This window comes from Microcoleus sp. S28C3 (assembly GCF_036700785.1).
GTDB classification, from domain to species: domain Bacteria; phylum Cyanobacteriota; class Cyanobacteriia; order Cyanobacteriales; family Microcoleaceae; genus Microcoleus; species Microcoleus asticus.
The window spans coordinates 17,278-36,069 of sequence record NZ_JAUBPO010000066.1 but is presented as its reverse complement, the minus strand read 5'-3'; the positions used below and the strand labels follow the sequence as shown (position 1 = coordinate 36,069).

Annotated in this window: 12 protein-coding genes; 5 read left to right on the top strand and 7 right to left on the bottom strand. The window is 46.8% G+C overall.

The features are described from left to right. Window positions 1-7: 7 nt before the first annotated feature. A complete protein-coding gene (locus QUA13_RS19670; protein ID WP_333201147.1) occupies window positions 8-778 on the top strand; it encodes an ABC transporter permease in 771 nt (256 codons plus the stop codon). Here QUA13_RS19670 and QUA13_RS19665 read toward each other — a convergent pair. The 7 genes from QUA13_RS19665 to rsmI form a co-directional block, all read right to left on the bottom strand. After that, window positions 763-918 carry a hypothetical protein gene (locus tag QUA13_RS19665; protein WP_172186176.1) on the bottom strand — a complete coding sequence of 52 codons (156 nt, stop codon included), beginning with the start codon at window positions 916-918 and terminating at the stop codon, window positions 763-765. The genes QUA13_RS19670 and QUA13_RS19665 overlap by 16 nt on opposite strands. Before the next feature lie 276 nt (window positions 919-1,194). Then, complete coding sequence (gene uraD / locus QUA13_RS19660) at window positions 1,195-1,695, bottom strand: 2-oxo-4-hydroxy-4-carboxy-5-ureidoimidazoline decarboxylase (RefSeq protein WP_333201144.1); 501 nt, start codon at window positions 1,693-1,695, stop codon at window positions 1,195-1,197. 59 nt (window positions 1,696-1,754) lie between these two features. After that, complete coding sequence (locus QUA13_RS19655; RefSeq protein ID WP_333201142.1) at window positions 1,755-1,970, bottom strand: hypothetical protein; 216 nt, start codon at window positions 1,968-1,970, stop codon at window positions 1,755-1,757. Window positions 1,971-2,175: 205 nt separating this feature from the next. Further along, window positions 2,176-2,538, bottom strand: a complete 363-nt coding sequence (uraH, locus tag QUA13_RS19650) for a hydroxyisourate hydrolase (protein ID WP_172186179.1) — start codon at window positions 2,536-2,538, stop codon at window positions 2,176-2,178. A gap of 109 nt (window positions 2,539-2,647) precedes the next feature. Next, entirely contained in the window at window positions 2,648-3,808 is a 1,161-nt protein-coding gene (hpxO, locus tag QUA13_RS19645) for an FAD-dependent urate hydroxylase HpxO (protein WP_333201138.1), read from the bottom strand. A 232-nt stretch (window positions 3,809-4,040) separates the two neighbouring features. Further along, the gene (locus QUA13_RS19640) at window positions 4,041-5,264 is read right to left on the bottom strand and encodes a glycosyltransferase (RefSeq protein ID WP_333201136.1); all 1,224 of its coding nucleotides are present in this window, start codon (window positions 5,262-5,264) and stop codon (window positions 4,041-4,043) included. Between the two features lie 102 nt (window positions 5,265-5,366). Beyond that, a complete protein-coding gene (rsmI, locus tag QUA13_RS19635) occupies window positions 5,367-6,248 on the bottom strand; it encodes a 16S rRNA (cytidine(1402)-2'-O)-methyltransferase (RefSeq protein ID WP_333201133.1) in 882 nt (293 codons plus the stop codon). Between the two features lie 70 nt (window positions 6,249-6,318). Here rsmI and QUA13_RS19630 point away from each other — a divergent pair, with 70 nt between their 5' ends. From QUA13_RS19630 to QUA13_RS19615, 4 genes are all read left to right on the top strand, one after another. Beyond that, the gene (locus QUA13_RS19630) at window positions 6,319-7,176 is read left to right on the top strand and encodes a sugar kinase (protein WP_333201131.1); all 858 of its coding nucleotides are present in this window, start codon (window positions 6,319-6,321) and stop codon (window positions 7,174-7,176) included. 232 nt (window positions 7,177-7,408) lie between these two features. Continuing rightward, on the top strand, window positions 7,409-8,533 hold the full coding sequence (locus QUA13_RS19625) for a cupin-like domain-containing protein (protein ID WP_333201129.1): 1,125 nt from the start codon (window positions 7,409-7,411) through the stop codon (window positions 8,531-8,533). 98 nt (window positions 8,534-8,631) lie between these two features. Then, on the top strand, window positions 8,632-9,510 hold the full coding sequence (locus tag QUA13_RS19620) for an inositol monophosphatase family protein (protein ID WP_333201127.1): 879 nt from the start codon (window positions 8,632-8,634) through the stop codon (window positions 9,508-9,510). A 456-nt stretch (window positions 9,511-9,966) separates the two neighbouring features. Next, on the top strand, window positions 9,967-18,417 hold the full coding sequence (locus tag QUA13_RS19615) for an FG-GAP-like repeat-containing protein (RefSeq protein ID WP_333201125.1): 8,451 nt from the start codon (window positions 9,967-9,969) through the stop codon (window positions 18,415-18,417). Window positions 18,418-18,792: the final 375 nt, after the last annotated feature.

Below are 18,792 nucleotides of genomic sequence, written 5' to 3'. Positions count from 1 at the left end.
AAAAGCAATGGATAATTTAGAAAAATTTGCGCGCTCAAAAACAGCAAGCATTGTTCTGCCAATTGCTGCCACAATCTTGCTGTTCGTGGTGTGGGAAATTCTGGTATTCCTGTTCAAAATTCCCCCGTACAACTTGCCCGCACCCTCCGCCATCATCGCAGCAACCTTCACTCAAAGCAAGGCACTGATCGAAAACACGGGACAAACCCTGTTTACAACTCTAGCGGGTTTCATCCTCGCCATTGTGGCAGGCGTAGTGCTGGGGTTTCTAATCGGATATTCGCGGATTGCCTATGTAGTTCTGTACCCGCTATTAGTTGGGTTTAATACTGTACCGAAGGTAGCGTTAGTACCGCTGTTTGCGCTGTGGTTTGGCATCGGTACGGTGCCGGCAATTCTGACTGCTTTTTTGCTGGCATTTTTCCCGATCGCCGTTAACGTAGCTTTAGGATTAGATACAGTTGAACCCGAGATGAAAGATGTGATGCGATCGCTTGGTGCATCCCAAATCGAAATTTTCCAAAAAGTCGGGTTCCCCCACACCTTACCCTACGTTTTTGCATCCCTAAAAGTAGCAATTTCCCTCGCCTTTGTCGGTGCTGTAATTTCGGAAACAGTAGCATCCAACAAAGGCCTCGGTTACTTAATTGTCACCGCGAGTTCTAACTTTGACGTGCCTTTAGGTTTTGCAGGATTGATGGTTTTGGCTGTGATGGGAACCGTACTTTACGGCTTGTTTGCGGCGGCGGAGAAATACCTGATTTACTGGGCGCGGTGATTGGATGGGCTAAGCCACATCCAGTGCCGGAAAATGCCGTGCAGGTGGCCTACAGGTTCTTCGTGCTGAGCCTGTTTAATTTCTTCTACAGGTACTGGCGCGGGGGATTTTTTTGTGAGTTGGCGATTGAAGAATGTCATAGATTTGCCTCCAAGAGAGTGGTTTCTGGGAGACACATGGAAACCTGTCACCATACCAGCTTGATTTGGTATGTCCGAATCTTTTTCTGTGCCTTATGATACTATTATAGAACTTTTTGGGCGGGAAGTATCACCCGATCGGGTGATATTGACTTAGGCATGGGGGCAAAAATTGAATTTTCTTGTGGGGTGGGCATCCTGCCCGCCCGCAACAGGCAAGATGCTTGTTCCACAAAAATTGAATTTTCTTGTGGGGTGGGCATCCTGCCCGCCCGATTAATTTCGGATTGCCGACTCGATCCGAAAGCGGGCAATCTCGCAAATTTCAGCTAAAGCCTGCTGCATTTCAGTTTCAAAGGAATTATCGAGGCGCTGTTTAAATGCTTCGAGAATGCTGGTTTTAGTGTGTTTTTTAACCGCCACAATGAAGGGGAAATCAAACTTTTCGCGGTACGATCGATTGAGGAATTGAAAGCGATCGAACTCCTCAACAGATAGCCGATCTAAACCTACACCTGTCTGTTCGCTAACTGATGCTTCCGCCATTTTTGCTTTGCTTCCTAAGTCGGGATGCGCTTGAATCAAAGCTAATTTTTCGGCATCAGTCATGGCGCTGACAACTGTTACCATTTTGGCGTGCAAATCGGCTGTGGAGGCAAAAGGGCGATCGTCCCAAGTGCGGCGGGCGATGGCGGGTGTGTGTTCAAAAATCTCGCCCAGGGCTTGTGTAAATTCTTCCTGGCTGATTTGGTTGAGTTGAACTAAAGAATATGGCATTTTGAATTGGGTTGATTAATTTTAATTAGGTTTGTTTTATTCGTTTGGTATCGGAGGAATTATTTTTCTTGAACCGCGAAGACGCGTTCTGCGAAGCAGTTCCCGAAGGGTAGGGTACGAAGGAAGAGGGAAGAAGGGGGAAGAAGTAAATAATGTTCTACTAATGTAACGGCGCGATCGAAGGCAATAATATCGATCGTTTTTGCATCGGCTTCCGTATCGTTGCGGAGGCAAAATTGCACCATTTGAGAAGTCGAATCGTTAATCGGAGTCATCGTATTGACTATAAACTGACCAAGAATTTCTTGATGGTACCCGCCACGTGATTTATCCGTGGAATCAATCCAAAATCTCAAATCTAAAATCCTCAAGCCCCCGAATTTATCCGTGGGGTCAATCCAAAATCCAAAATCTCAAATCTAAAATCGAATCACCCTTCGACTGCGCGATCAGGCACCGCAACTGACAACTAAATTTTATTCAGCTACCTCTATAAGTGCTGTAGGACCAAGGGGAAACTAGCAAAGGTACGTGATAGTGTGCGGTGGAATCGGCGATGCCGAACTGAATCGGAACGCTGTTTAAAAACGGCGGTTCTGGCAAAGTTTCGGCGCACTGTGCGAAGTATTCGCCAACGGAAAAGACTAATTCGTAAACTCCCGGTTTGAGTTCGCTTTCTGATAGTAACGGAACTGCGGTGCGACCGTCAGCATTAGTTGTTACTGTTTTCAGCAGGGTTTTTTCGCCGGAGTTTGGGTCAATAGATTGCAGGGCTATCGACATATTTGCTGCCGCACAGCCGCGGGCTGTATCGAGAACGTGAGTAGTAAGTTTGCCTGACATTTTTGTAAGGTTAAATGTTAGTGTTCGATCTATTTTGCGCTGCAATTTAAATGAACCCGGTATCCGTAGGGACACAGCAGTGCTGTGTCCTGGCAATTATCTGTTTCTATTAGTGTAACGGGCCGGCCGCGATGACTTTGGCGATCGCATCGGTGACATCAGTTGGCTTTTCATCAGCCAATTGTGCGTACCATTTTTCTGTGACAACCGGATCTTTGCCGTGTATTTGTTCTGCGCGCTGTCGGGCTTTTTCTACAACTGCATTGGCCCGCTGTTTGCGCTCGGTTTCGTAACGTTTTAGCGCGTATTCTACGCCCAAATTCGTACTCAAAAGGTAGTTGCTCAGTACCAGCCCATCTTCCATCGCTTGACAGCCTCCTTGTCCGAGATCCGGACACGTGGCGTGGGCGGAATCTCCCAGCAAAGCAACTTTACCGCGAACGAAGCGGTCGATCGGCCCTACGTCGTGAATTTCCGGCCGCGCAACTGCACCCGGATCGAACCTGTCTATCAGCAATTGCACGGGCTCGGCCCAGCCTTTAAAATGTTCTTTAAGTTCGGCTTTGTAATTGTCGGGATTGGCGGGAGTGCCTTTGGGCAAGGGAACATCTAAGAAAAAGTAAAATCGATCGCCCGCTACCGGCATCATTGACGCCCGTTTGTGATCGCCGACATATATCGCCCAAGTGTTTTTCGGCGCCAGTTCTTCCGCAGCGGGAACTAACCCGTTCCAGTTGATATAGCCGCCGTATTTCGGCTCTATTTCGCGACCCAATATATATGTACGCAAAATCGATCGCACGCCGTCAGCCGCCACTAACAAATCGCCCCGCGCTTTGTCTCCGTTTTCAAAGATTGCTGTTACTCCAGTTTCGTCTTCTTCTACAGAAATACACTTGCGATCGAGCTTGACTTCTCCCTTAAATCCTGCTAGCAACATATTTTGCAAATCTCGGCGGGCAACCGGATAGGGGCGCTGACCGACTTGTTGAATTAGCGGCATTAAATCGATGTCATTCAAGAGTTCGCCGGTTTTGGTGCGGTATTCCATGCGCTCCATTTGCCCGCCAATTTTTGCCATTTTTTCGCCTAAACCGAGTCGGTTGAGAACTTTGACGCCGTTCGACCACAGGGAGATTCCTGCTCCTGCGGGGCGCAGTTCTTTAACGCGATCGTAAATTTCAACTTGATAGCCCGCTTGTTCGAGGGCTATGCCCGCAGTTAAGCCGCCAATTCCCGCACCGATGATGACAACTTTCAAGTCGTGCATTCTCTGTTTCTCCTGCTGAATGACATCTTATTTCAAGAATTCATAACACTTAAAAAACTTTTGTCTTCAGTCTGCCCGAATTTTGAAATTCACTATATTTTATAATACTATAATTGCTGTTTTTACTGTATCGTAAATTACTAATTTATGCGGTTTTAGACAATTGCGATCGGCTTTGGTGCGGTATATCCCCGTAGGGACACGGCATTACCGTGTCCCTACTGTGGGTATCTTACTCAGCTATAAATTTTGTTAACTCGCCGAGATTTTGCTGAATCGTATTTATCCCGCGCAAGTGAGAAAGGGGTGAACCTCCGTACAAAAAGCTGTTCAAACTAACTTGATAATTTTGCTGTACCGCCAAATCCAGCCATAAATTCTTAAAGGCTTCTCCCGATTTGTAGTCAGGAATGTTGTGCTGATAGTAAGGAAAACTGTCTATACAAGTATTGAAAAAGTTCTTGCGGCCGCAATGCTTTAAATACTGATATCGCGGTTTGAATTCTGTTTGATTTTCCAATACTGTATATATAGTATCTGCGAGAGATTCTGGGTTAAATTTGGCGTAAAGACCCGCACCTTCGGGGAAAACTGGCGAGTTTCCTCTGGCGTATTGGTTGAATTCTTCAAAACAAATTACTGGTACGTTGCAACTCATTGCTTCGGTAATTCCCCGGTTTTTCCCTTCGAGGAGGGAACCGAGGACGAATGCTTGGGATCGCGAATAGTATGTGGGGATTTCGCTGTAGTAGTCTACTCTTGGCTCTAAGTTAATGTAGTCGGAGGGATTGCCTAAAATTGCCTCCACTTGTCGCCATTCTTTTAATGCGTACTCGTCGAGAGTATTCAGGTTGCTAGCATCAAATTCGTGGCCGCTGACTACTGTTAATTTTATGGGTTTTTGCGGATATTTTTGGCGGTAAACTTTTAAGGCTTTGGCTATGATTGGCAAATTTTTTTCTTCGGAAATTCGGGCGACGGCGAGGAGGTCGATGTCTTTTGCGGGGACGTTTCGGGGGGAAATTAAGTATTCGTTGATGAAGTCGGTGTCTTGTAGAGGTATGATTGGTTTGTGGGCGCGATCGGGATAAGTTTCGCGAAACCACTTATCTCGCTGCGGGTTTTTGTATAAACTGGAGTAAGCGTCGGCTACCGGTGCCCAGGAATAGGATGTGCCGGGGGAATAGGTGAAGGATAAAAATACTGAGGAAAGTTGGGGAAATAGTTTGTTGATGAGTTCGACTGCTTCGCTAAAATAAATTCCTTTAATGAAACGCCCTTCGTAAAACAGTGGAGGAAGCAAGACGTAAAAACTGACGGTATCGAAGCGGTGGGGTTGGTCTTCAAATATCTCCCAGCTAAAGGCGTCTAAGTCTGCATAGATTTCGGCGATTGGTTTGTTGATGTGGGGGTTGCGTAAATATGGCTTTTGTCGATCGTAGTTTCCGCGTACCATAGAAGTTTTTTGGTATTATTGTATAGCAATGTTATTTATTGTGTGAACAAGATTGTTTTTAATGAACCGCAGAGGCCGCAGAGGAGAAGAGAAAAGAGATATTCACAACTCATCCAAGGGTTCTTTTACTGATTCATTGTCGCCAATTGTGAGGGCGAGTTGGTAGATTTGGCGGCGGGGAAGGGAGGTTTGTTGCGCTAGCTGGCGGCTGGCTTGGGAACGACTTATGCCTTCTGCAATTAATGTTTGCAATTCTGCTTTAATGGCGTCTTCGGAAAATATTGGGGCGGCTGTTTGGATGCCGGCAATTACGAGGGTAAATTCTCCCTGGGGTTCGCGATTGGTGTAAAGTTCGATCGCACTTTCCATACTACCACGCCAAAACTCTTCGTGCATTTTAGTTAACTCTCTCGCCAGCACAATCTGTCTGTCGCTTCCCAAACTATTTGCTAAATCTTGTAAAGTTTGCCGCAATCGGTGGGGAGATTCGTATAAGATTATAGTGCGGGATTCTATTTGCAAAGCTTCTAAAGTCTGTTGGCGTTCTTGACCTTTGGTGGGTAAGAAACCTTCAAATACAAATCTCTCTGTGGGCAATCCTGATGCAGTTATGCCAACAATGCAGGCGGTCGGGCCGGGAATCGGAATAATGTTAATATTAGCCTCGGCGCAAGCTTTTACTAACTCGTATCCGGGGTCGGAAATTCCGGGCATTCCGGCGTCTGTGACGAGGGCGATACTTTTTCCTAAAAGCAGTTTGTCGATTAATTCCGGGAGTCGTTGGTGTTGGTTGTGTTCGTGATAGCTGATTTGGGGGGTTTTGATTTGAAAGTGGTGCAAAAGTTTGCCGGTATGGCGGGTATCTTCGGCGGCGATGAAGTCTGCTGTTTGCAAGATTCGGATGGCGCGAAATGTCATGTCTTCGAGGTTACCGATCGGGGTTCCTACGATGTAAAGTGTTCCTGTATTGGGATTTGCTTGCATTTTAAGATTTGGATTTTTTAACCGCAGATAAAGCACGGGCGGGACGCCAATGCCACATATTTAAGAAGATATGAAAACGGGATTGTTTTTGGGATTGGCAACTTTAGATTTAGTTTATTTGGCCGAGAAGCCTCCGGGTGAAAATCAGAAAGTTGTTGCTTCTGATTGTACCATTGCTGCGGGCGGGCCGGCGGCGAATGCTGCGGTCACTTTTAGCTATTTGGGGAATGCGGCGGTATGGGCTGGCGTTTTGGGCACTCACGCGATCGCCCAATTAATTCGTGCAGACTTAGCGGAGTATAATGTCAGGATAATTGATTTGGATCCCGGGCGATCGCACTCGCCGCCAGTTTCCTCGATTATTGTAACTGAAGCAACGGGCGATCGATCGGTAATTTCCATCAATGCTACGAAATCGCAAGTTGACAGTCAAACTATTAACCAGGATATTTTAACATCCGTTAATATTGTACTGGTTGACGGACATCAAATCGCAGCCAGCCAAGAAATTGCTCAACTTGCCAAGTCAAAAAACATTCCCATTGTCCTCGACGGCGGCAGTTGGAAACCCGGATTAGAGGAAATATTGCCTTTTATAGAATGGGCGGTATGTTCCGATAACTTTCATCCACCAGAGTGCGAAAATTCAGAACAAGTTTTTGCTTACCTATCAGCAGCCGGAATTTCCCATATTGCCATCACTCGCGGCGAAAAATCAATTTTATACCTCAGCAATGGCACTTACGGTCATATAGAAACACCTCAAATTCAAGCCACAGACACTTTAGGGGCAGGCGATATTTTTCACGGGGCTTTCTGTCACTACATTCTGCAAAATAACTTTACAGATACTCTCAACGCCGCAGCTAAAATCGCTTCCGATTCCTGCAAAAACTTTGGAACCCGCGCCTGGATGAATAAGGGTTAATTTTAAATTAAAATTAACCAAACTATCCGGTTAAAACCGCTCAAAGCTAGAAAACTTGAACAGGCAACACTTGTTGAGTTAAAATCCTGACAGCAACCTCGACAAAATTTGTGAAGTTCTCTCTTCTCTTCCTTAGCGCCCTTAGCGCCGTCGCGGTTCGTTAACAAAATTGCTATATTAGTAAGACAAGTTAAAGTCACACAAAACACTCCCAAAACAACATACCCGAATCATGTCTGACACCCAACCTCTAAGTATCACCCTTCCCCCTTTGCGGATTACCCTAACAGAACAACAGCAAGTTAACTTAGAATGGCTGACACAAAACTTGCCCAATCTACTCACCCCAAGCAAACAAGAAGTCCCCGACAATATGAAACAGTGGGTGGCGGCGAACAAATTATTAAATCAACCCGACGCAGAAATCATTCAAGCGCTAATAAATACCGGCATAGATGCGGAAACAGCCACCGCAGAAGTTAGGGAAATATCCTCTCATCCCTACTTCCAAGCAGGCAGCCATTACGTGCAGTTATTGCAGAAATTAGAATCGCATCTCAGGATTAACAATCAATTAGCTGCCTTGTCTTCCAAGTTTGGCACAATCGAACGCAAAAGCAGCCTTTCGAGAGAGTATTTTCTCGAAAATTACTACGCCAAAAATACTCCAGTAATTATTACCAATATCATGCACAACTGGAAAGCGTTGCAGTTGTGGACGCCGGAGTATTTACAGCAAAAATACGGCGATGCAGAGGTACAAATTCAAGCCAACCGCAACTCCGACCCTAATTACGAAATTAAGATAGAAAATCACAAAAAAATTGTTTTGTTCCGGAAATATGTAGAGATGGTGGTCAAGGGCGGACCTAGCAACGACTACTACATGGTTGCTAACAACCAAACTCTGGAAAGAGAGGAATTTAAACCGCTATTTAACGACATTGAAATATTCCCAGAATACCTCAATCCAACGGATACAAAAGGCAGAGTTTTCTTTTGGTTCGGTCCGAAAGGCACGATTACGCCACTCCACCACGACCCAGTTAATTTAATTTTAGCTCAAGTGTCGGGTCGCAAACTAATTAAATTGATTTCTCCGCAGCAAACACCTCTGCTTTACAATCACGTCGGCGTTTTCAGCAAAGTTGACGGCGAAAATCCCGATTATGACAAATACCCGCTTTACAGAGATGCAAAAATTATTGAAGTGATTTTGGAACCGGGAGAGGCTATCTTTATTCCTGTCGGTTGGTGGCATCATGTAAAATCCTTGGAAGTTAGTATTTCGGTTTCGTTTACTAATTTCGTGTTTCCCAATTATTATGAATGGAAATATCCTCATATTAATTGGTAATTGCTAATGTATGGTTCCCAGGGGCGGGCACGGGGGCACCGCCCCTACAGAAATCTGCGTTAATCGGCGTTTATCTGCGGTTCAAAAAAAAGAAATTCATGAAAACTCTCGAAGAAATCAGCGAAATTGCCCGATCGATCGCCTGGAGTGCATCAGATATCCTACAATCCTATTATCGCCAGGATTGCAACACTCCTAACCTCGATATCCAAGAGAAAAAAGATGGCCCCGTCACCGCCGCCGATGTCGCTGTCAATTCTTACATTCTCGACGAATTGCAGTCGGCTTTAGGGAATGCAGAATTTGGCTATCTCAGCGAAGAAACTTACAAATCTTATTTAGAAAAAAACGGTCAAATTCCCTTACCTCAAAGTTGGGTTTGGATTATTGACCCTTTGGACGGAACGCGAGATTTTATTGACAGGACAGGGGAATTTGCCGTTCACATTGCTTTAGCGTTCGAGGGAAGACCGGTATTGGCAGTTGTGGCTTGGCCCCAACTGCAAAAGATTTATTACGCAATCCGCGATGCGGGTGCTTTTGTGGAAAATCGGGGCGGTTCTGCGGTAAAATTGCAGGTTTCGGCGCGAAATATAGTGGCAGATTTATCTATAGTAACTAGCCGCAGTCACCGGGGCGATCGCTTTAATCAATTATTGCACAAACTGCCTTGTCAAAATCAACTAGCTGTCGGCAGTATTGGCTGTAAAATTGCGACAATTGTCGAACAAAAAGCTGATGTTTATATTGCGCTTTCCGGAAAGTCTGCACCTAAAGATTGGGATTTAGCTGCACCGGAATTAATTTTGACTGAAGCGGGCGGCCGATTTACTCGTTTTGACGGTACTGCTTTGCAATATAACCGCGGAGATGTGAGTCAGTGGGGGGGATTGTTGGCGAGTAACGGTTGCTGTCACGCTGCTATTTGCAGGGAAGCTGAGGAGATTTTAGCAGGGATAGATGCGAGTTTGAAGTAAGTGCGTGAAGCGAAGCTATCCCGTAGGGAATCGCCCCTAAAGATTCTAACGAATAAGTTTTAGGGGCGGGTTTTACCCTAAATAATTGCCTAATACCAATTATCTCGTAAACCCGCCCCACCCTTGCCCGAAAGTCCCCCAGGGGTTTCAACCCCGGCCCAACCCGATCGCAGATATCTATCAAAAATCCCGCTCTTAATATTTCAGTATCATCACACTTGCTATTGAACGGTTTTTGTGTTATATCATCTACCTCGCGCTGGCTCATCCGTAATATTACTTAATAAAATTCCCCATCTTTATCAAAACTTTAATTAAAAAAGTGTTTATAAAGAAAAGTTTATATAGATTTTCATAAAAAACAGTTATGGTTACTACAACCTTCAGAAATGTTTCGGACGCAAGTCGCGAAACAGGGAAATTATTGTCTTTTTTTAGCTATCAAATAGGTGTATTATGCCAAATTTAAATAATCAAGTTTCAGGAAGTACGATCGCCTTTATAGATCCGAAAGTTGAAAATTATCAAAGTTTGATTGCCGGTGTAAAAGCGGGTACGGAAGTAGTGGTTTTGGATGGGAACCGGGATGCGATCAACCAAATTACTCAAATTTTAGCTCTTCGTACCAATATTGACAGCATTCACATTGTTTCTCACGGTGCTCCGGGCAGCTTGCAACTGGGCGACGGTAGCTTGGGTTTAGATGATATAGAGTGCGATCGGGATTCTCTACAGCAGTGGTTTTCGCCACAAACCAACTCAAGGAGCAAAAATCGACCGAGTATCCTCCTGTACGGGTGCTCCGTAGCAGCAGGCGAGACAGGTAAAGCATTTGTCAAACGCTTGAGTGAGTTAACCGGCGCTAGTGTTGCAGCTTCCCAAAACCTCACCGGAAGTGTAGCCAAAGGTGGCGACTGGGAACTGGAAGTCAGAACCGGGAAAATAGAAACGCCGCTGGTATTTGAACCCGAAGTATTAGCAGGTTACGAGTATGTTCTGCCTACTTTTGGTGCTGCAACTAATTTTGGCGCGGGGAATCTACCGCAATTCGTCGGCGTAGGAGACTTCAACGGCGACACCAAGCCTGACTTAGCCGTGCCGAATCGTGCCGGTAACAACGTTTCTATCCTACTAGGGACAGGTACAGGCAGCTTTAGTGCTGCCACTAATTTTCCTGTGGGACAATATGCCTTTGCTGTCACGGTGGCAGACTTTAATGGAGACACCAAGCTTGACCTAGCCGTTGCCAACTGGGGGAGTAGTAACGTCTCAATTTTGTTAGGAACAGGGACAGGCAGTTTTGGTACTGCTACCAACTTTAACGTCGGGTCGAGTCCTTGGTCAGTTACGTCCGGCGACTTCAATGGAGATGGCAAGATTGACCTAGCCACAGCCAACATTGACTCAAACGATGTCTCTATTCTATTAGGGACAGGTACAGGCAGCTTTGGCCCTGCCACGAACTTTATCGTCGGGACAAAACCCCAATCTGTATCTGTAGGCGACTTTAACAAAGACGGCAAACTTGACCTAGCTACGGCGAACTTTACCTCAAATAATGTCTCAATTATATTGGGGACTGGCACGGGCAGCTTTGGCACTGCCACTAATTTTACTGTGGGAACAAACCCCTATTCTGTTGCTGTGCAAGATTTTAATGGGGATGCCAACCCTGACATAGCCACAGCCAACGAAGTCTCTAATAATGTATCGGTACTCTTAGGAAATGGCACAGGTGGCTTTGGGGCTACCACTAACTTTGCTGTGGGGACAGGGCCTCGTTCCGTTACTGTAGGTGACTTTAACGCAGACGGCAAAATTGACTTAGCTACGGCGAACGGTGTTGGCAACTCGACTCCTGTTGCTAATAACCTCTCGGTTCTGTTGGGGACAGGCACGGGTACTTTTAGCCCTGCCGCCAACTATAGCTTGGGGTCAAATCCCTGGACTGTCACTGCCGCCGACTTGAATGGGGATGGGAAGCCTGACCTAGCCACGTCGAACTATTGGACTAACGACGTTTCGGTGCTGCTAAATACAACCCCGGCGGTAAATTTCGGGGCTGCAACTTACGCTGGTACTGAAGGAACTGCGGATACGGTAGTCAATATTCCCGTTACTATCACTGGCACTCCCTTCAGCGATGTAACTGTGCCAATTGCGATAGACCCCAGCAGCACAGCCACCGAAAATTCCGACTACGCCTTTTCGCCTACCTCGATTACATTCCCCGCCGGCACTACTACCCTCACCCAGAATATTGCAGTTACTATCAAACCCGACAATCTCCCTGAAAACGCCGAAACCGCAATCCTCAACTTTGGCACAATTACTGGTGGCATTGCAGGTCCAACAAAACAAACAATACTAACTATTGCAGCTAACGGTAGTGTTTCTTACGCTGTCGCAGCCGATATTGCAAGCATTCCCGAAGGTAATAACGGCACAACTCCTCTGACTTTTACCGTGACTCGCAGCGGCGGCACTGGTGTAGCAAGTAGCGTAAATTATGCAATTGGAGGAACTGCTACAAACGTCAGCGATTACAACAGTATCGGCGGCACTTCTGGGGCAACGGGTATTAGTGGCACAATCAATTTTGCGGTAGCAGAAACATCTAAAACTATTACATTAAATGTGGTAGGCGACGGATTAGTAGAACCCGACGAAACAGTTGAACTTACGCTGTCGAATCCTGTTGCACCGGGGCCGACACCTACCTTTACTGCTGCAACTGCTACAACTACCATCACAAATGATGACTCTGCCGGTTTCAGCATTGCACCTACGAACATCACTGCTACAGAAGGCGGCGCAACTGGCAGTTACAAAGTCAAGCTAACTTCGGAACCTTCTGCACCGGTTAATATTAGCTTTAATACTGGCAATGCAATTAGCCCGATCGCCACACCGATTACTTTTGACAGCACTAACTGGAATGTCGATCAAACTGTGACTGTTAGTGCGATCGACGACACTGTAGCACAAGGAACCCACAGCGGTACGATCGCTCACACAGTTACCAGTACCGATGCCAGTTATAACGCCAAAGCGATGCCCGATGTGACGGCTTCGATTACGGATAACGATAGTCCCGGTGTTTCCATTGTGCAATCGGCAGGCAGTACAAATATTGCTGAAGGCGGTGCAACGGCTACCTACGGCGTGGTTTTGACTACCGCACCTGCTGCCAACGTTACGATTAATTTTGACGCTGGCAGTCAAATTAGTGCGATCGCACCACTGACTTTCACCCCAAATAATTGGAATGTTGCTCAAAATGTGACTGTTAGTGCGATCGAGGACAGCATAGCCCAAGGAACCCGCAGCGGCACGATTACTCACACTTCTGTCAGTACCGATAATTTGTATAATGGGCTAACGATTTCTCCTGTGACTGCCACAATTACTGACAACGATACCGCAGGCGTGAGTATTTCACCTACGAGTACAACTGCTACCGAAGGCGGTGCGGGCACGTACAGGGTTAAGTTAAAATCCCAGCCGATCGCGCCTGTGACGGTTAGTTTCGCTACAGGGGATCAAATAAACGCGATCGCCCCAATTACTTTTGACAGCAGTAACTGGAATGTGGATCAGACTGTCACTGTTAGTGCGATCGATGACAGCATAGCCCAAGGAACCCACGGCGGCACGATTACTCACACTTCTGCCAGCACCGATACCAAGTATAATGCGCTGACAATTTCTCCTGTGACTGCCACGATTGCTGACAACGATACCGCAGGCGTGAGTATTTCAACAACGAGTACAACTGCTACCGAAGGATTGACGAATGGCACATACAGCGTTCAACTAACTTCTGTGCCGAGTGCGCCTGTGACGATTAGTTTTGCCAATGGCGATCAAATTAATGCGATCGCTGATGTTACCTTCGACTCTACTAACTGGAATGTCGCGAAAGCAGTGACTGTAACGGCTACAGACGATGCGGTTGTTGAAGGAAATCATACAGGCAGTATTTCTCATACGGCCCAGAGTGCTGATAGTAAGTATAGTGCGATCTCGATTCCGGGTGTGACAGTGGCGATCGTAGATAACGACACTGCACCGCCAGTAGTTGTCGATCCGCCAGTAGTTGTCGATCCGCCAGTAGTTGTCGATCCGCCAGTAGTCGTCGATCCGCCAGTAGTCGTCGATCCGCCAGTAGTCGTCGATCCGCCAGTAGCTGTCGATCCGCCAGTAGCTGTCGATCCGCCAGTAGTTGTCGATCCGCCAGTAGTTGTCGATCCGCCAGTAGTTGTCGATCCGCCAGTAGTTGTCGATCCGCCAGTAGTCGTCGATCCGCCAGTAGTCGTCGATCCGCCAGTAGTCGTCGATCCGCCAGTAGCTGTCGATCCGCCAGTAGCTGTCGATCCGCCAGTAGTCGTCGATCCACCAGTAGCTGTCGATCCGCCAGTAGTTGTCGATCCGCCAGTAGTCGTCGATCCACCAGTAGCTGTCGATCCGCAACCAATAGGAAGTCCCGGCATTACTATTAGTCCGGTATCGGGATTAGTAACTACAGAAACTGGTGGCACAGACCAATTCACCATCAAACTAAATAGCCAACCTACTGCGGATGTAACGATTGGTTTGCGTAGCAATAATGAGGCAGAAGGAGTAATTTCGACGCAATCAATTACTTTCAATTCTGCTAATTGGAATCAGTGGCAGACGGTTACGGTAACGGGTGTGGACGATCGAGTATTTGACATCGATAAGAGTTATCAGATTGTCACTGCCCCTGCTGTCAGTGCGGATAGCGACTACAACGGCCTTAACGCACCGGATGCGACTGTTGTTAACAGGGGTAACACCATACCGCCCTCTAACAATCCGATTGCTGGTCGTCCTAATTTCAATCGGATTGCTAGTGGTGATCCCACGGTAAGTTTTTCCCAAGCTACTTACAAAGTCAATGAAAGTTCCATAGGAGGCGTTCAGACAAAAATTACTCTTACTCGCACTGGGGATCTAAGTAATATTTCCAGGGTGTACCTAGAACCCCATACTGGTTCAGCGACTCGGGGAACAGATTGGAACTTTCCCCCCATGTTCTCTGGTGAACTCACCTTTAACCCAAACGAAAATAGCAAAACTTTCACAATTGACATCTTACGGGATGCTCAAGTTGAGGGAACAGAAGAAATTGAGTTTCGGATCACCGAGCGAGGTAATGCCAATATTGGCTCTCAAAGCTCTGCTACCTTGCAAATTTTTGATCCTGACTCACAGTTATTTGATCCTGACTCACTTTTCACCGACACGAACGTTCCGATTGGTTTGCGTTCACCCGCCATCTGGGGAGACTACAACAATGACGGCAAACTGGATATCCTCGGAGACAGCCAAATCTACGACAACACCCGAATCTCCAACAATACCGACGGGAGCTATACCGAATATGGCTTTAGCGAATCTAACCGAAAAGACTTGCCAGGTAGTAACTCAGCGTGGGGAGATTACAACAATGATGGGCTACTAGATGTCACGCTGAGCCGCTACGAATTTAACTATACTTCGGGTCGTAATGCTGAAAGCACACAAATCTACCGCAACATAGGTAATGACTTTACGTTTGAGAGACAGCTACCTGATGTTTACCCGTACGATTCCCAGGTGACTTCGGGAGATTCTAACAATGATGGTCGTCTTGATATCTTGCGAACAGGCGTTAATTATTTGGGGTTTAGTACCAAGCTCTACCGCAACGAAGGTGCTGTCAACGGTCAATACAGCTTTAATAATTGGGATCTCCCACTACCGCTACCACCCAGTGGCGATGCCGCTTGGGGCGACTATGACAACGACGGTAAACTTGATATTCTGCTGACAGTGCCGAATTCCAACGGCTATACAACCGCCAAACTCTACCGCAACCTGGGCGATGGCACTTTCAGTGACATTGGTTTAAAACTGCCCGGTTTGGGATATTTCGATTTTGTCTTTTCGGTTGCTTGGGGAGACTCCAACAACGATGGCAAACTCGATATCCTGTTCACAGGTCTGGATGGTGAAGGAAAACCTATTGTTAAAGTTTACCGCAATCAAACCAGCATCAACGATCCTAAAGGCTTTTACGAGAGTGGTGTGCAAATACCTGGTTTGTATGATGCTCAAGCGACTTGGGGAGACTACGACAATGATGGGAGGCTCGATATTCTGCTAAGAGGTCGCGATCGCCCATATTACGAAGCAGGACAGTACATAACCAAAATCTATCGTAATACAAGCAGTGGAAGCAGCGATAGCTTTGACGACGGTGTACAGATATACAGTGATTTAGGGTCTTTTGGGGGTTATGATAAAGTCCATTCTACCACTTGGGGTGACTACGACAGCGATGGCAAACTAGATATTCTGCTAACACACGACGGCATTACCACAAAAGTCTTCCACAACAATACCTCTAATACGAACACTCCTCCCAGTCCACCCACAGGGCTGACGGTTGAACCTGATGGTCGAAATGTGACTTTTAAGTGGAACCGGGCGACAGATGCTCAAACTCCAAGTCTCGGTTTAAGCTACAACCTGCGAGTTGGCACTACGTCAGGGGGCAAGGATATTATTTCCCCGATGTCTCTCGATGATGGAACTCGGCAATTGGTGGGCTTGGGCAATGTCAATCAAAACACCCAGTGGCAAATTAAAGACTTGCCTTTGGGGACTTATCACTGGAGCGTGCAGGCAATTGACACTGCTTGGGCAGGTTCGCCCTTTGCCACAGAAGGGAGTTTTACTCTTGCCAACAGCTCTACAGGGCTTAACCTAAGCGTTCCTCAGACCTTAAGCGGGACACTCAGCAGCACTGACCCCGACAACCCAGCTCGTACAGGCCACTACCGAGACGACTACACCCTTGTTGGAGTAACGCCGGGGCAGAAGGTAAAAATCAATCTCGATGCACCCTTTGACACCTACCTGCAACTGGTTAATGCAGATACTAACGAGGTCATCAAATTTAACGATGACTTTGGCGGAAGTTTGAACTCCCAACTCAGCTTCAAAGTGCAGCCAAATATCAATTACCTCGTGCGAACCACCAGTTACAGGAGTGGTGCGGAGGGCGACTATAATTTAAGCGCCACCGAGATTACGGAGAACAGCCCGCCAGAAGAGCAGATTCACCTGGGTTCTCGGTACACAGATTTTAACCAAGCCATCAAAGATGTATACACTGACCTCGATGGCGACCCGATTTATTACCAGTTAACTCTACCTGATGGCAGTCCTTTAGAAAATGGTGGCTCAAACACCAATTGGCTCAGACTTCAATCGAACCCCTCGGAAAACACAATCACATTCACCGGAACTCCCCCAAGCGGTTCGCAACCCTTCCAGGCGAAGTTAATAGCTACAGACTCTCAAAATGCCAGTAGCGAACAGACTTTTACGGTAACAACGAAAGATGGGCGCTGGGTCATTGATGGTTATATCTCCGGTGCAACTGTGTTCTTAGATGCTAATAAAAACGCCGTCCTCGATACCAATGAACCATCAACTACTACTGACAGCAATGGTGAATTCAATCTCGATATCCCCTTCGAGACATTCGACACCAACAAAAACGGAGAAATCGACCCATCAGAAGGCAATTTAGTAGCCACAGGAGGCATTGACACCGCCACCGGCTTACCCCTAGAAACACCAGTCACCGCACCCCCAGATTCTACTGTAGTCACCCTCCTAACCACCTTAGTCGCCGACTTAACCGACAAAGGAATTGCACCTGAAGAAGCACAATCTTTAGTCAAAGCAGCCCTTTCTCTCCCCGGTGATGTTGACTTAACTAGCTTCGATCCAATAGAAGCTACCAACAACAATCAACCGGGCGGCGTCCAAGTCTTAGTCGCAATGGTGAAAGTGCAAAACTTCATCACCCAAACTAGCGGTTTGATTAACGGTGCTTCCAGTGCAGTCAATACCGATATTGTCAAGGCTGTTGTCAGTTCAATTACGGCTCAAATTCAATCCGGTACAGTCTTAAACCTCAGTAATGCAGCAGCCTTAGAACCAATCATTCAGCAAGCAGCCGCTAAAATCCAGCAAATTGACCCCAGTTTCAACACTCAACAAGTCAGCCAAATTACATCGCAAGCAGCGACAGTAATGGCAACAGCCAATCAACGCATTGATGCGGCTGTCTCCAACCCAACAGGAACATCAATTCCTGAATCACTTGCCCGCCTCCAACAAGTAGCCTTGGGCCCAACAACTCAAGACTTCAAAGAAGTTGGTACGGGAAATAAACCTATTTCCCAGCTAGTTGCTGACAACACTGGTACTGCTTTGGATAGCAGAATTGAAGCTGTAGTATTGCCTGTTGGGATTGCAACTCCTGTTGTCAGCGGCGATGCTGATTTGGGCAGCAATTCCCCGGATGCAATTCTCGGTACAAATGGCGACGATATCCTGACTGGCGACAGCGGGAATAATGTGTTGATGGGCATGAGGGGCAATGATTCCCTCGATGGAGTTCTGGGGAATGACACTATTTTCGGCGGCAAAGGTAGCGATACAATCCTGGGAAGTAGCGGTGAGGATGCCTTGCTTGCCGGCCGCGGTGCTGACATTTTGAACGGCGATGATGGTAATGATATTCTTTACGGAGGTAAGGGAGACGATTTACTCAATGGGGGTTTGGGAATTGATACTTTGATAGGAGGAATGGGAGTAGATAAATTCCTACTGTCTACCAATTCCGGTACTGATACGATTACCGATTTTGAAGTCGGTAAAGACTTGTTTGTATTAGGTAACGGGCTGAGTTTCTCGCAATTGGCAATTGCTCAAGATAGCGGTTCAACTTTAATCCGGTTTGCACAAACAGGGGAGATTTTAGCTTCTATGGCCGGAGTTTCTGCTAGCAGTATCAGTGCCGTTAATTTCGGATTGATTTGAGTAGGGACACGGCAATGCCGTGTCCTCAATTGTTGAATTGCCGTGTCCTCAATGGCAGTGTTGTCGATAGTTATATTCGATTGGGCGAGGGCGTCGGATCCTCGCCCTTGCTACGACGTTTTGGGGTAGGGAAACGGCATTGACGTGTCCTTCGTAGCCGTGTGTTGTCGATGGTTATATCCGAGGGGGGTGAATCGGGCAATTTCATCATCCAATCCGGTTGATTTTACCCGTTACCCGAAATTAGGACACGGCAGTGCCGTTTCCCTACAATTAATTGGGGGATGCTTAGATACTCGCGAGAAAGATTGATTATTTTTGGGTAGGGAGACGGCAATGCCGTGTCCTCCGTTGTCTAAATTCGGGTTAAATACT

Excerpts from the sequence above, each read along its gene's own strand:
- QUA13_RS19665 (WP_172186176.1), bottom strand. The coding sequence starts at position 918 with ATGACATTCTTCAATCGCCAACTCACAAAAAAATCCCCCGCGCCAGTA.
- QUA13_RS19625 (WP_333201129.1), top strand. The coding sequence starts at position 7,409 with ATGTCTGACACCCAACCTCTAAGTATCACCCTTCCCCCTTTGCGGATT.
- uraH (WP_172186179.1), bottom strand. The coding sequence starts at position 2,538 with ATGTCAGGCAAACTTACTACTCACGTTCTCGATACAGCCCGCGGCTGT.
- QUA13_RS19655 (WP_333201142.1), bottom strand. The coding sequence starts at position 1,970 with ATGACTCCGATTAACGATTCGACTTCTCAAATGGTGCAATTTTGCCTC.
- QUA13_RS19640 (WP_333201136.1), bottom strand. The coding sequence starts at position 5,264 with ATGGTACGCGGAAACTACGATCGACAAAAGCCATATTTACGCAACCCC.
- QUA13_RS19620 (WP_333201127.1), top strand. The coding sequence starts at position 8,632 with ATGAAAACTCTCGAAGAAATCAGCGAAATTGCCCGATCGATCGCCTGG.
- uraD (WP_333201144.1), bottom strand. The coding sequence starts at position 1,695 with ATGCCATATTCTTTAGTTCAACTCAACCAAATCAGCCAGGAAGAATTT.
- QUA13_RS19670 (WP_333201147.1), top strand. The coding sequence starts at position 8 with ATGGATAATTTAGAAAAATTTGCGCGCTCAAAAACAGCAAGCATTGTT.
- QUA13_RS19615 (WP_333201125.1), top strand. The coding sequence starts at position 9,967 with ATGCCAAATTTAAATAATCAAGTTTCAGGAAGTACGATCGCCTTTATA.
- hpxO (WP_333201138.1), bottom strand. The coding sequence starts at position 3,808 with ATGCACGACTTGAAAGTTGTCATCATCGGTGCGGGAATTGGCGGCTTA.
- rsmI (WP_333201133.1), bottom strand. The coding sequence starts at position 6,248 with ATGCAAGCAAATCCCAATACAGGAACACTTTACATCGTAGGAACCCCG.
- QUA13_RS19630 (WP_333201131.1), top strand. The coding sequence starts at position 6,319 with ATGAAAACGGGATTGTTTTTGGGATTGGCAACTTTAGATTTAGTTTAT.